15 protein-coding genes and 1 pseudogene are annotated in these 13,642 nt (G+C 37.9%); 11 read left to right on the top strand and 5 right to left on the bottom strand.

Annotated elements, in window-relative coordinates; all coding sequences use genetic code 11:
* Positions 1-217 precede the first annotated feature (217 nt).
* Entirely contained in the window at positions 218-1,342 is a 1,125-nt protein-coding gene (locus tag COJ96_RS22270) for an ROK family transcriptional regulator (protein WP_098575975.1), read from the top strand.
* Between the two features lie 327 nt (positions 1,343-1,669).
* Here the strand turns inward: COJ96_RS22270 and COJ96_RS22265 are convergent, their stop codons facing one another.
* A complete protein-coding gene (locus COJ96_RS22265; protein WP_098575974.1) occupies positions 1,670-1,804 on the bottom strand; it encodes a BA3454 family stress response protein in 135 nt (44 codons plus the stop codon).
* A 374-nt stretch (positions 1,805-2,178) separates the two neighbouring features.
* Positions 2,179-2,790 carry an FMN-binding negative transcriptional regulator gene (locus tag COJ96_RS22260; protein ID WP_098575973.1) on the bottom strand — a complete coding sequence of 204 codons (612 nt, stop codon included), beginning with the start codon at positions 2,788-2,790 and terminating at the stop codon, positions 2,179-2,181.
* A gap of 121 nt (positions 2,791-2,911) precedes the next feature.
* Here COJ96_RS22260 and pdxR point away from each other — a divergent pair, with 121 nt between their 5' ends.
* From pdxR to COJ96_RS29500, 3 genes are all read left to right on the top strand, one after another.
* Positions 2,912-4,291: a MocR-like pyridoxine biosynthesis transcription factor PdxR gene (gene pdxR / locus COJ96_RS22255; protein WP_098575972.1), complete on the top strand. Its 1,380-nt coding sequence runs from the start codon at positions 2,912-2,914 to the stop codon at positions 4,289-4,291.
* An 88-nt stretch (positions 4,292-4,379) separates the two neighbouring features.
* Positions 4,380-5,012, top strand: coding sequence for an MOSC domain-containing protein (locus COJ96_RS22250; protein WP_098575971.1), 633 nt, complete (start codon positions 4,380-4,382; stop codon positions 5,010-5,012).
* Between the two features lie 95 nt (positions 5,013-5,107).
* Positions 5,108-5,374, top strand: coding sequence for a hypothetical protein (locus COJ96_RS29500; RefSeq protein ID WP_306460611.1), 267 nt, complete (start codon positions 5,108-5,110; stop codon positions 5,372-5,374).
* A 67-nt stretch (positions 5,375-5,441) separates the two neighbouring features.
* Here the strand turns inward: COJ96_RS29500 and COJ96_RS22245 are convergent, their stop codons facing one another.
* Entirely contained in the window at positions 5,442-6,380 is a 939-nt protein-coding gene (locus COJ96_RS22245; protein WP_098575970.1) for an amidohydrolase family protein, read from the bottom strand.
* Positions 6,381-6,413: 33 nt separating this feature from the next.
* Positions 6,414-7,196 carry an IclR family transcriptional regulator gene (locus tag COJ96_RS22240; RefSeq protein ID WP_098575969.1) on the bottom strand — a complete coding sequence of 261 codons (783 nt, stop codon included), beginning with the start codon at positions 7,194-7,196 and terminating at the stop codon, positions 6,414-6,416.
* A gap of 319 nt (positions 7,197-7,515) precedes the next feature.
* Between COJ96_RS22240 and COJ96_RS22235 the strand changes: the two genes are divergently transcribed.
* Together COJ96_RS22235 and COJ96_RS22230 are read left to right on the top strand one after the other, a co-directional pair.
* The gene (locus tag COJ96_RS22235) at positions 7,516-7,710 is read left to right on the top strand and encodes a 4-oxalocrotonate tautomerase (protein WP_098575968.1); all 195 of its coding nucleotides are present in this window, start codon (positions 7,516-7,518) and stop codon (positions 7,708-7,710) included.
* A gap of 28 nt (positions 7,711-7,738) precedes the next feature.
* Complete coding sequence (locus COJ96_RS22230) at positions 7,739-8,590, top strand: DODA-type extradiol aromatic ring-opening family dioxygenase (protein ID WP_098575967.1); 852 nt, start codon at positions 7,739-7,741, stop codon at positions 8,588-8,590.
* A gap of 74 nt (positions 8,591-8,664) precedes the next feature.
* Here COJ96_RS22230 and COJ96_RS28305 read toward each other — a convergent pair.
* A pseudogene (locus tag COJ96_RS28305) lies at positions 8,665-8,780 on the bottom strand (IS6 family transposase); the annotation flags it as partial.
* 237 nt (positions 8,781-9,017) lie between these two features.
* Between COJ96_RS28305 and COJ96_RS22225 the strand changes: the two are divergent.
* The 5 genes from COJ96_RS22225 (at position 9,018) to COJ96_RS22205 (ending at position 13,595) form a co-directional block, all read left to right on the top strand.
* On the top strand, positions 9,018-10,310 hold the full coding sequence (locus tag COJ96_RS22225) for a Rieske 2Fe-2S domain-containing protein (RefSeq protein WP_098575966.1): 1,293 nt from the start codon (positions 9,018-9,020) through the stop codon (positions 10,308-10,310).
* Positions 10,311-10,410: 100 nt separating this feature from the next.
* The gene (locus COJ96_RS22220) at positions 10,411-10,647 is read left to right on the top strand and encodes a ketol-acid reductoisomerase (RefSeq protein ID WP_098575965.1); all 237 of its coding nucleotides are present in this window, start codon (positions 10,411-10,413) and stop codon (positions 10,645-10,647) included.
* Entirely contained in the window at positions 10,648-11,631 is a 984-nt protein-coding gene (locus COJ96_RS22215; protein ID WP_306460609.1) for an EamA family transporter, read from the top strand. It abuts the gene before it with no gap.
* 30 nt (positions 11,632-11,661) lie between these two features.
* Positions 11,662-12,348 carry a class II aldolase/adducin family protein gene (locus COJ96_RS22210; RefSeq protein WP_218936519.1) on the top strand — a complete coding sequence of 229 codons (687 nt, stop codon included), beginning with the start codon at positions 11,662-11,664 and terminating at the stop codon, positions 12,346-12,348.
* A gap of 152 nt (positions 12,349-12,500) precedes the next feature.
* Complete coding sequence (locus COJ96_RS22205; protein ID WP_098575962.1) at positions 12,501-13,595, top strand: zinc-dependent alcohol dehydrogenase; 1,095 nt, start codon at positions 12,501-12,503, stop codon at positions 13,593-13,595.
* Positions 13,596-13,642 lie beyond the last annotated feature (47 nt).

The following is a 13,642-nucleotide window of genomic DNA, read 5'->3' as shown; positions in this document are numbered from 1 at the left end:
TTTCCCCATTTCTTTTTTTGTGAAATGAATTTTATAAAGTCGTTTTATAAAATGTATTTACATAATAAAACGTTTTCTTAACGAAGTCAATAAGGACAAAATATTAAAATGGCAGACACTTCATGACAAAGTTGTGATTGTATGAATTTGTGTGGTATATTTAAATTGAATTTAAAAAATGTTTTTTATAAAATCATTTTGCAAAATGAGGTATAACATGGAAAATAGCATCACATTTAAAGATATAAAAAGAGGTAATTATTCCTCGATTTATCATCTCATATATCAAAATCAGAAACTTTCTAAACAAGAAATTGCGAACCAACTAAATTTAAGTTTACCAACTGTGACCCAAAATCTCGTTCGCTTGGAAAAAGAAAAATTGATTGAGAAGAGTGGGCAGTTTGAATCTTCGGTAGGCAGGCGTGCCACCGCTTATGCAATATGTCCTCAGGCTCGTATCAGCATTGGAATAGAAATACAGAAAAGGACCGTCCAAATTATAGCCATTGATTTACGCGGCCATGCTTTTCAACATCAGAGACTTGCGATGGATTATTCCAATGTGGAGAGGTATTATAAAGAGCTAAGCTATGCTGTACAGTCTTTCATCACATCTCTTCATGTGGAAGAGGATCAAATTCTTGGGATTGGTTTTGCTGTACAAGGATTGACATCAAATGACGGTGAAAAAATAACGTATGGAAAAATATTAATCCCAACAGGATTAGAGATTGGGGTTTTTACCCAATTTCTCCATTATCCTTGTAGGTTTTTACATGATGCAAAGTGTGCAGCAACAACGGAGTTGTGGGTAAGAAATGATATTGGAGATGCTGTATATCTCTCGATTGGTCCCCATCTTGGCGGAGCCATTATTATCAATGATCAAATTTATATGGGAAAACAAGGACATAGCGGAACAATCGAGCATATGACGATTAATCCTAACGGGCCTTCCTGCTACTGCGGAAAAAAAGGATGCATGGAAACGTATAGCTCTATTAATGCCCTTCTGGATGAAGATGAGTCATTAGATTTTTTCTTCCAACAGGTTCGTATGGGTATCCCTTCATATGCTGAGAGGTGGAATTCCTTTTTAGATCAATTGGCATTTTCAATCAACAATATCCATCTTGTCCTTAACAGAGAATTTATACTAGGTGGACATCTATCTCCATACTTAATAGAAGAAGACATTGACATTCTTCATGAAAAAATTAATGAAAAATCTGCATTTCCGAGCAGCGAGCCTTTTATTCACATAAGCCGTTCATCCGTTAATGGGGTACCTGTAGGTGCTGCTATCCCATTTATTCAATCCTTTTTGAATTCTATTTAATGTTTTTTTACCATAGATAAAACCCCTCTCAAATGGTGAGAGGGGCTATTTTCATTAGACCCCTTGAATAAAAGATGTGTGAACTCTTTTGATGAAAGAAGAAACCAAATTCAAATTATTCCGTCTAAGAATAGTAGGTATTTATCCATCTTAAATGACCTTTATTTATTTGTATTTAAAAGAAGGCACTTTTTTTCTTCCCTTTCACTAACCCGTCCTTTTGTTAAACAAAAAAAGCCACCATTGGCAGCTAGATTTCTAGTAAAGGAAGCAATCCAAAATCTACTTTTCAAGTGGAAGTTCCATTTTAATCCCAAGATCCCGTATTTAATTTGCCCATTGTTTAAGAACTTGTTCTTGTGCTATACGATAAACTTCTTCTTCTGTTTGGTTTTTGGTAGCTATTACGTTGGTTTGATAGACTTTGCCATTATGCGTTACATAGATTGTATACTTGTACATTTTGTTCTATCTCCTTTATTTCATTCTAACTTTTTGGTTCGTGCACTTCTCTAATAAATCCAATTGCATTTAGGTATTTCTATAAATGTTTTCTAACTTTTTTTTATTTTACAAATAAAATGAAATTGAATAAAGCTAAAAAAAAGGTCAAGATTTGACAAAATCTCTACTTACCAAAAATTTCCATCCTTTCTAACAACGGTAATGACAATAAAAGTCAATAAAATCAATAAACTTTATATGATTCTACTCTCAAATGTATTTTTTTACCCTTCCTAGATTGCGGAAAAATGTCGAAAGATAAAAACAAAATTTCTTATGACAATCCTGCTCAATAAGGCAAGTTAGCGCTACAAAACAGATGAAAAAAACTTTTATTTTTGTAGATTTTTCTTCATAAGGGATGCCACTTGTATATTATCTTGTTGGGAAGTTCTTTCTAGTTGATTAATAATTAACTCCTGCCGTTCGGCGGGATGATTTTGACTTAATTTAGCTTTTGCTTCAATTTTTGAGATGTTTATTTTGAATGCGACAATCCCTTTGCTCATTCCTTCGATAAATTGTGAATCTACATCCTTTAAATTGTATAAGCTATCTGGTCTTTCATATTTTTTTACCATGTCATTTAAAGAATCAAATATTACTTTTGGTTCCTCGACCATCTCCATCTTTCCATATATATGAATAGACACATAATTCCAAGTAGGTACTGCCTTTTTTGTTTCGTACCAAGAAGGTGAAATATAACAGTGAGGACCTTGGAAAACAACGAGAACTTGTTGGTTTTCAATATCCTTCCACTGGTCATTTTGGCGGGCAAAATGACCATATAAGGCACGCTCATCTTTATTTAATGTAAGTGGAAGATGGGTAGCGTATGGTTCTCCGTTGTGCTGAGAAAATAAAGTGGCAAAGCTGTATTTTTCGATAAAATCATTAATGATTTCTTCGTCATCTAGTTTAAAATCTTTAGGAATATACATGATTAGCTCCTCCTTCATTTGGCCAGTAATTGGCGGTACTGTATAAGATATTTTATAATGCCAACTGACATATAAAAAGGTACAATTATGAATAAAAGAACATGTCAAAGGTGTAATGTAAATGAAAGAAACCATTTTTGCTTTTAAGGATGACTTGCCCAAATACAAACAAATTTACGAGCAGTTTAAATTATTTATTGAGCGTGGCGACATACCGGCTGGTGACCCACTGCCCTCCATTCGCGGTCTAGCAGACTCACTTCAAGTAAGTCGTAATACCACATTAATGGCATATGAGCAGCTTGTAGCTGAAGGTTATATCCGTGGAGAAGGTCGAAAAGGGTATTTTGTAAATGAATTAGATCCACTTATAGTTCAAGATGATTTAATTTTTCCCAATAAAAAGCAAACAAAGCCGGTGACACCAATCCTAATTGATTTCCGGGCAGGAGCCGTAGATCAAACCAATTTTCCCCTGAAAGTTTGGAGGAGAATCTCAAATCAGGTGCTAACATTACAGGGAAGCTTTCGATATGGGGAACCCTTTGGTGAACTGTGCCTGCGTGAACAAATCTCCGCATATTTACTGCAATCCCGTGGGGTGAAAGCAAATCCAAATGCAATCATAATCGGCAGTAGTACCCAACAAATGTTGATTTATCTCGGGCAAATCCTGAAGGAGGATTTCACTAGCATTATTGTAGAGGACCCAGGTTATGATGGAGCAAGGGAAGCTTTTCAATTTCATCGTTTCACGCTTGAAACTTTACCCGTTTATGAATCTGGTGCTGATTTTTCTAAATTAGAACAAATGAATTCAAGGCTAATCTATGTCACGCCCTCCCATCAAAGTCCAATAGGAGTAAGCATGTCTATTCAACAAAGGCAAATGCTTATTCATTGGGCGAACAAGAATCATGGATATATTATCGAAGACGATTATGATAGTGAATTTCGATATACGCAGCAGCCATTCCCAGCACTTGCTTCTATTGATTCAACAAAAGTTATTTACCTAGGGAATTTCTCAAAGTCATTTCTTCCAGGAATCCGTCTAAGTTATATGGTGCTGCCACAGATCCTTTTAAAGCATTATAAACACCGATTTACCCATTTCGAGAGTACCACTTCCCTTCTTAGTCAGCTTACAATGGCTAAATTTATGGAAGAGGGGGAATGGAGTCGCCATATTAAACGAATGCGACTTGTGTATAAGCGAAAAATGCAGTGCATCGTTTCTGAATTAAAAAAACACTTCAAACAAAATATATCCATTATTGGGGAACAGTCTGGTTTGTACGTATTAGTTAAGGTACATCTGAATCGTACAGAAGAATGGTTAATTGAGCGGGCTTCTATTAATGGGGTTAAGGTGTATCCTACCTCCATCTATTTCATAAAAAATCATTCTGACGGGGCAATAATTAAGCTCGGATTCAGTAATCTTACTTGTGAGGAAATACAATTAGGTATAAAGCTTTTAAAAGACGCTTGGACATAATAGTTGCATCTAACAATTGCAGGTTGCTCGACTAGGTGGGGATTTGCATATGAAATAAAGAGTTTGGTAAAAGTGAGGTAAATTCAAATTGAATCGAAAAATTATTAATTTAGCTGTTGGAAAACCGAAGGAATTTAATTGGAACAATAAAAAAGAACTTTCCGCAATCGGAAAGTCATCTGTACAAGCTGTTGAGCTGAAAAAATCTGGCTTTGTAGGTGATGATGTTCAAAACCACAAGTTTCACGGCGGACCAGATCGTGCGGTATGTTTATATGCATTTGAGCATTACTCTTATTGGGAAGAGATATTTCAAAAAAAGCTAATTCTACCTGCCTTTGGGGAAAATATTACTGCAACAGGAATGGTGGAAGAACAAGTTTGTATTGGCGATATATTTAAAATAGGGGAAACCATTGTTCAAGTAACACAAGGGAGAGTACCTTGTGCAACTATCTCCAAATATAATCAGGAGAATCAATTTTTAAAGAAAGTGGTTGAAACATCCCTAACTGGTTACTTTTTTCGGGTATTGGAAGAGGGGACGATTAATTTCGATTCGGAAATCACTCTTATTGAAAAACACTCAAAAGAAATTTCCGTTTCCTTTGCTACACAAATTCTTTTTCATCAACAACAAGATAAAACATCCGTTGAAAAAATATTGACGGTTGATGCTCTTGCAGAGGACTGGAGAAATAGATTTTTAAAATTGATATGATTTTAATAAATACTGCAGATACATAAATAACCTAGCTTAAAAAGCTAGGCTCAGATTGTAGACAAAAGGTATTCGATGAGGATGTGTGAACTCTTTTGATGAAAGAAGAAACCAAATTCATATTATTCCGTCTAAGAATAGTAGGTAATTTTCCATCTGTATTTGCAAGAAATTCAATACAAAGGGGAAACGATATGAGAACTTTTCATGAAAAATTAGAGAAATACGCTGCTCTGGCAGTTGAAATCGGAGCAAATGTTCAAAAGGGACAAATTTTATTTATATCAGCTTGGAAAGATGAAATCTTCAAGGGCAATAACCGCCTCTGTCAACTTTGTGTGGCAGAGGTAATTAATTTATAGAAGTGATACACAAGCAGTCAAGCGCTTTCATAAAGCCTTGACTACTTGTCGTTCTACTATAACTCCTTTAGATAGATAGGAGAGATTTAACTCCACTCTCATTATTTGCTATAGGAGGCCAAGCACATAGGTCGAAAGGAAAATCCGATCCAGGAACCACTCTATCGGATCCAACCATTTCTACGAGAAAATTCAAGCTTGTATTGTTCCAAAGTACGTTATCAAACCAAAAGCGGCGCAAGTACTCTTCTGGAGGAGCTTGCAATGAAGAGGAAACCCCTATCCATTTTTCATAACCTTTATTTAAACGCCCAATCTGGTAGGGAAGTAAGCCGCCGCCATGAGCTAGCAAAATTCTTACATTTGGATATTTGTCCAGCATACCACTTAACAATAAATCTGCAGCACAAATGGTTGTTTCCCACGGTACCCCAATTAGATTAGGCATCATCCTTTTCTGAAGTCGCGGATCCTCACAAAGCAGAGGATGAATAAAAATGATGGCTTTTTGATAATTGGCTTCCTCCCAAAATGGAGTGAAAAATTCGTCTGTTAACATGACATTTGATAGCCCTGGCCCAATTATGGCTCCTTTTAATCCTAAATTCATCGCATGCTTTAATTCGTTTGCTGCATGGACAGGATTGTTTAATGGAATGGTAGCTAGTGCCGATAATCGCTCACTGTTGTCATGAATCCAATTGCTTAGTGAACGATTGTAGACTGTTGAAAGCTCACTTGTAATATATTCAGGAAAATCATACATAAAAAGCTGGGGAATAGGTGAGACAAGGGAATGAGAAACGCCCGCTTTTTCTTGTTCCTGCAGATATAATCCAGGATTGATAAATGACTCTTTGAGCTCAAATCCCCATTTATTATTTACTGTAAGAAAGTCAGCTTGATCTGGTGATTTTTTCTCCCATCTTGCTTGAACCAAATTCTGGTTATCCTTAAGCCAAAGCAAGACATCTGGCGGAATGAAGTGAGTATGCATATCAAACAAAGTAATCACGCTCCTTTTTCTCTATTGAATAAATTAATGTTTCCTGTAACCCAGCCTCTCAGATATTTCTTTAGCCGCACTTTTCACTTTATTAATGAGTGCAGGGTTATGAGGATTCATACGATGGACAGGTCCAACAACACTTACAGCATACATGACTTTTCCGGTGTAATCCCATATTGGGGCAGCAACCGATGCAACTCCTTCGCGAAGTTCCTCAACACTTACCGCATATCTTTGTTCCTTGACAGTTTTTAATATGTTGCGAAGGTCATCAGGATCGGCTATTGTATTCATCGTATATTTTTGAAGGCCTTCTTCGAAGAATTGTTCAATTATTTCCTCCTTCTGGTGGGCAAGGATCACTTTTCCTGAACTCGTACAGTGAAGAGGGTTTCTTCTTCCGATATGAGATAAAATTTGTACGGGATGTTTGCACTCTACCCTATTTAAATAAACAACACCCATATTTTCCAATACAGCAATATGAGCTGTTTCTCCAACCTCATTGACCAGCTTTTGGAGAACAGGTTGTGATTCACGGTTAATTTCAAGGTTTGAAGTGACTATGGTATTTAAATTAAGAATGGTGAGACCTAAACGATATTTTTGCGTCTCAGGGTCTTTATACACAAACCCTTCACTTGCGAGAGTCGCTAATAAACGACTAACTGTGCTTTTGCCCAGACCCAATGAAGAAGCCAAGTCAGTTACCTTTTTCTCAGGTTCATCTATCGAAAAGCTTCGTAATAGACGAAGAGCATTTTTTACTGAAGAAAGCAGGTAATCTTGATTGTTCTTAGTCTCCATAAACATTCTCCTTTCTAATTGATGCTTATATAAGAACATTAATCTCTTATGATGTACAACATATTTTAACTTAAACCTCATAACAAGTGCAATATTCTAAATAATTTAAAAATTTTTATTTTTTTGTTCCATATAGAAGAATGAGTTTGTTGTATAATGAACAACACCCCGTTACTATAAATAACAAGAAGTCAAGGGTTGAAAAACGGATGCATTCGCTGAGCGTCTGGAAATAAGGTTCTAGCTAAGCTTGACGGTTTAAGAGAAGTGTCTTTTAAGATGGCTGAATAGAACATTTCTTCATGTTAGAGGAGGTGATTAGGCTATGCCGATTGTAAACATTCAGATTTTGGAAGGAAGACCCGAAGAGAAAGTGAAGGAACTCATTCATAATGTGACAGAAGTCGTCAGCACTACGCTTGGTGCTCCAAAAGAAAACGTTCGTATTCTTGTATCAGAAGTGCCAAAAACTCACTGGGGAATCGGGGGTATATCTGTATCAGACATGCCAAACAGATAGAACGTAAATGGAAAGGAGAGAAGTGCAAATGACGCTTGAACTAGGAATACTTACACCTCATACACCTCGCATGTGTCATGAGGATCAAGCTCCGGAATTTTTGAACGAGATCGTGGAGGGAATGCATCAAGTGGCAAAGGTCATTGAAGAAGCAAAGCCTGATGTGCTCGTGATGATTTCTTGTCATTGGTTGTCCAGTTTTAAGCATTTTGTGGATGTTACGCCTGAACACAGGGGGATTTTAACGGCATTCGAGTGTCCTGAACTTATTTCCGATGTTCCCTACTATTATCCCGGAGATACAGAGCTAGCCAGCCAATTAGTAGCCGCAGGGATAGAGACAGGTCTTCCTGTCATAGCGGTAGACGATCCAACATACGTATGGGATTACGGTACAATCGTCCCTCTTCGCTATCTCGTTCCAAAAGAAGATATCCCTGTCATTGATCTCTCAGTGACATGGGCTGCTAGTTTAGAAGAAACGTATGCTTGGGGGCAACAAATAGGAAAAGTTTTACGGGAAAGCGATAAACATGTCATGTTTATCAGTAGCGGTGCTCTTTCCCATAACCTTGTAAGGGGACCGGAGGCGATGCCATCCTTATCTGAGCAGGCTCTTGACCGTCAATTCCTAGAGTATTTGCAAAACAATGACCTTTCATCTGCGAGGAACATGCTTTCTCAGTATGCGAGAAATGCGGGTGTAGAATCAGGTGGCCGTCATCTGGCAGCGCTGCTAGGTGTGCTGGAAGAGAGTAAGAAAAGTAATTATTATGGCTATGGTCAATCTTCGGGCAGTGGAAATGTGCTCATGACTTTTGAGCCTCAACATTCAAACCTTAATTATAAGAATCCCTCTCATATCGTAGAGGCGAAATAAAATAGGAATCATGTTCTGGTGCAAATACTTGAAGAAAATAAAAAAATGCAAAAGATTTCTAGTGCCCCCTGGTCTTAAGCAACTAGTCCAAACAGTTGATGGATGAATTCTTTTGATTTTGGACAGACTTCTCCCTTTGGAGAGTCTGTCCTTTTTTGATCATGTGCATAGCCTCTATCCCCGCAAGTAATCTCTACCTCGTATGATTACAGTGTAACCTGTCCCTTTTCGCTGAAAAAGAAAATAAACTATCGCAACAACCTGTTTCTTTTATGGGTGCAGATAAATAATTTTTAAAAAGGTTGATTATTTTTTTCATTTTGTTTCATATGCAAGAACCCTCCCTATAATACTCCCTTTTATCATCGTATAATTTTCTTATAAATGATCAATAAATTCAAAATAATCTTAAAAAGGAGAGAGCTTTATGTTAAAAAAAGAGGATAATGAAAAACTATGTCTAACGAACAAAGGAACACCAATGGGGGAAGTATTCAGAAGATACTGGGTCCCAGCAATTCTTTCAGAAGAGGTACCTAAACCAGATAGTCCGCAAATTAGATTGAGAATATTAGGGGAAGATCTGGTTGCTTTCCGTGATTCAGAGGGGAAGGTAGCGATTTTAGACGCGTATTGTCCACATCGCCGGGCGCATTTATTCTGGGGTAGGAATGAAGAATGTGGGATTCGCTGCACATATCACGGATGGAAGTTTAATCGAGACGGTGAATGTGTAGATATGCCAAATGAACCGAGTGAAAGCAACTTTAAGCAAAAAGTTCATCTGACATCTTATCCGACTTGGGAGAAAAACGGGATCGTTTGGACCTATATGGGACCTAAAGAAAAACAGCCAAGCTTTCCGGATTATGAATGGTTGAGGGCACCTGAAACTCATTTCCAAGTGTCGAAAACCTATGAGGGCTGCAATTGGCTGCAAGCTCTTGAAGGCGGAATTGATACATCCCATTCGTCGTTTGCTCATAATAACAATATCCAAGATAAAAATTCCTTACGCAACCGTGCAACAAATCCAAAGCTCGAAGTGGATAAAACGGATTACGGTTTTCGTTATGCGGGGATCCGCGATTTAAAAGATGATGGCAACTATATTCGTGCCTATCAGTTTATCATGCCGTCCCAGCAAATGCGTGGTCAGATGTTGAAGTGGCACGATGGCAGCCAAGAGGAATATCCAACCATTCGCGGTCACATATGGGTACCAATTGATGATGAAAGTGTGTGGGTCTGGAATTTTAAATATACTTCTGAACCTTCCATTCCTTTAGATCCGGAATTTTCCTTACAGCAGGAGATTGCCTTTGGAAGAGGTCCTGATGATGTACTGCCAGGTTATCGATTAAAACGAAATCCTTCCAATGATTATCTCATTGATCGAGAAGTTCAGCGCACGAAAACATTTACCGGAATAGAGGGAATTAACACTCAGGACTATGCTTTGCAGGAGACCATGGAAAAACCGTTTCCTGACCGTACAAAAGAACGTCTTGGAACTGCCGATTTAGCAATTATTGCAGCAAGACAGCTATTGTTAGAAGCGGTAAGAGAGGTGGAAAGTGGTAAGGCTCCAAAAGGGATTCATCCAGAAACCTACCGTGATGTAAGGGCTTGTGATGCCTTCCTTCCTAAGGGAGTTGATTGGAGAAAAGGTTTGCAGGAAAATATGACAGCAAAATATCAGCTTATTAAAACAATTTAAAGCAATTAACTAGAATTTCAGATTTAGATGAAAACCATGTACGATAGAATAGTTGTGAATTTTTCTATCGTACTGGCTTTTACTTTAAGGGGTGAATCGTATGGCATTAGCGGAACAATTGGTGATACCAGATTATTTATATGGTAAATCCATTGCGATACTGGGATACAGCAGAGAAGGCATGGAATTTGCAAAAATGTTACGGGATCATGATATCTCAGTCGTTATTGGGCTTAGGCCAGTTGATGATTTATGGACAGAAGCAGAACGGGATGGGTTTCATGTGAAAAACCTTTGGGATGCAGTAGAATCAGCGGATATCATTCAAGTTTGGTAGCTGTGGAATGATAGGGGAAATTTTAGCTTTAGTCGCTGCCTTTTCTTTTGGCTGTGCAATGTCATGGTGAAAAAAGGGGTAACCCCTATTTCAAAAAATAACGGAGCGTTTCTCTCTGTCCTGATAACCTTTGGACTTGCGGGCATCATCACCCTGGCCAAGGGGCTATTTCAGGATTGGCCGCAATATACAACAAAAGGGATAGGCTGGTATGTTTTAGCAGGTATCTTAACAGCTTACATCGGGAGAAGTTTACTATTTACATCTATCCAGCACTTAGGTTCAGTACGGGCTTCTACACTTAAACGTTTAAATTCACTTTTTACTGTCCTGATTGGTGTGGTGTTCCTTCATGAATCGATGAACCTTATGGTTTTCAGTGGAATGATCATGATCTTTGCTAGTTCATCGTTCTTGATGTATGAAACGATTATTTCAAATAGAAGATTACAAAAAAATGAGACTGCTGCTGCGAACGAATCTACAGTTGTAAAGTCCAATAAAAATGTAAATAAAAGTATACTTTGGATCAAACGATTTAAATTAATTACTAGTTTAGGATATATGTATGGCGTGGTCTCTGCCTTAGCGTATTCGGTCGGTTACGTGGTGAGAAAAGAGGGGTTGTCCGAAATTCCTGATCCATTTTTCGGCACCATGATCGGAGCACTTGTAGGGATCCTGATATTCCTCATTATCTCTTTGCTAAAAAAGACATTCCAACAATCGATCGTTCAGACCTTTACATATTTTCAACCTTGGTTATTTGCCGCAGGAATAGCCACTTCATTAGGGCAAATTCTATATTTTTCGGCATTAATGTTTAGTGATGTATCCAGAGTAGCGATTATTACGTCAACCGATGTTATTTTTACACTTATATTGTCAGCTTTTACTTTTAAAACTCATGAGGGAACATCTAAAACTGTTTATTTGGCAGCTATTATTGCTATGATCGGAGCAGGTTTTATCGTAATTGGTTAGGCGATTAGGTTAGTGATGGGAGGTTACTATTTGAACGTTTATCATCTTGAAGAGTTAAAAAAGCAGCTGGTAGAGGGGATTCGGATGTTGGAGAATATCGGACATATCGATTTTAATGGTCATTCCAGTGTTCGGATTCCTAAAACCGATTTGATTTTCATAAACTCGGCTGAAGCAAGCAGAAGTTCTTTAACTGTAGATAATATCATTACCATTGATATGAACGGAAACCTTGTTGAAGGAACGGGTAGGCCGCCAAATGAATATCCTCTTCATACACAAATTTACAAGCGTAGACCAGATGTTCAGGCGATCAGTCATACCCATCCCAGGTGGTCAACGCTCTTTACAATAGCGAAGATGCCGCTGCGTCCAGTCATTATACAAGGAGCAGTGCTGGGAACGATTCCAGTTTTCTCTAAATCTCATTCAATTAGTAACGTTGAAATTGCCGATGAATTGGCAAGAAAAATAGAAGATCATCATATTGCTCTTTTAAAGGCACATGGTGCCGTCATCACCGGTCATTCCATTATCGAAACATTTGTGCGTAGTGTGTTTTTAGAAGAGAACGCACAGCGTCAATATACGGCAAGTCAATTAGGCTATGCTCATTCATTAGAGGATGAGGAAATCGTTAGTATGTCAAAATTTATTTGGCAGCCGAAAAATATTCAAAAGGTATGGGATTACCACCTTAGTAAACTTAAAAATTAAAAGCAAGGGGGACGTTACTCCTTTGCAGTTGGAAAACATCTTAATCCTACAATAGTTTTCATGGTTTTAAACAGGGGTAATAAAAACATATTTAATATTGAAAATAAAACGGGGTAAGGGACCTAAATAAGGATTCTTAGAGGAGGGTATTCATGGGAGAAACAGCATTATCTGCAGTAGCAACGAGTACCAAACATACAGAGATTAAAGAAGTTCAATTACCAGATATAGATAAAGATACAGGTATTTTAAAAGTAGAAATTGTAGGGGTCTGTGGTACGGATGTTTCTTATTATAATAATTTAAAAGAACCTATGATTTTAGGGCACCATGTAGTAGGTCATATTTACAAAATTGGTGAATTAGCTTCGAAGCGTTGGGGCGTTAAAGAAGGCGACCGGATTGTCATGGAAGAGTATATTCCTTGCGGTCAATGTGAATTTTGTCGAACCGGTTTATATCGTTTATGTGCAAGCACGAATCCAAAAGCGAATGGAATTAGATATGGAGCTACACCAATTGCTATTGAACCATCGCTTTACGGAGGTTTCAGTCAATATTTATACCTGCATCCCAATGCTGTAATCCACAAAATTCCCTCTCATGTTCCAGCTGATGAGGCAGCATTGACATTACCATTATCTAACGGATTTGAATGGATGCGAATCATCGGGCAAGTCGGCCCCGGGGATGTTGTAGTTATTCAAGGTCCAGGCCAGCAAGGACTGGCATGTGCTTTAGCTGCAAAAGCAGCCGGAGCTGAAACGGTAATTATGACTGGACGAAATAGTAGTGCTGAACGTCTGAAACTGGCTCTGGAACTTGGTGCTGATTATACGGTTAATGTAAGTTCAGAGGATTTGATCGAAAAGGTTTCTGAAATAACGAATGGAAAAATGGCTGATTTGGTTATTGATGTAACGAGTGGAGGAACGGACCCTGTCATCTCATCATTAGAAGTGGTAAAAACAAGAGGTACTGTGTTATTAGGAGCATTAAAACACCAACGCTTCAATGATTTTGATCTTGATATCATCTATAACAAATCGTTAACAATTAAAGGAGTTCGCGGACATAGTTATAAATCGGTACAAATGGCTGTAGAGCTTATATCTTCCGGTAAATTTCCTCTCGGTATCATGAATTCACATAATTATAAATTAAGTGAGACCGACCTGGCTTTAAGAACAGCTGCAGGAGAGGTTGACTCATCCCGGTTATTAGTTACCGTCTCACCGTGGATGTAAAGTTTAAAACAAAACTTCAAAAAGCTCCTTTTTGCAAAGGGGTTTTT

The sequence above is a fragment of the Bacillus sp. AFS073361 genome, from assembly GCF_002567005.1.
Classification (GTDB): domain Bacteria; phylum Bacillota; class Bacilli; order Bacillales; family Cytobacillaceae; genus Neobacillus.
Note: the sequence above shows the minus strand (reverse complement) of the source record. Positions and strands in the feature narration are given on the sequence as shown.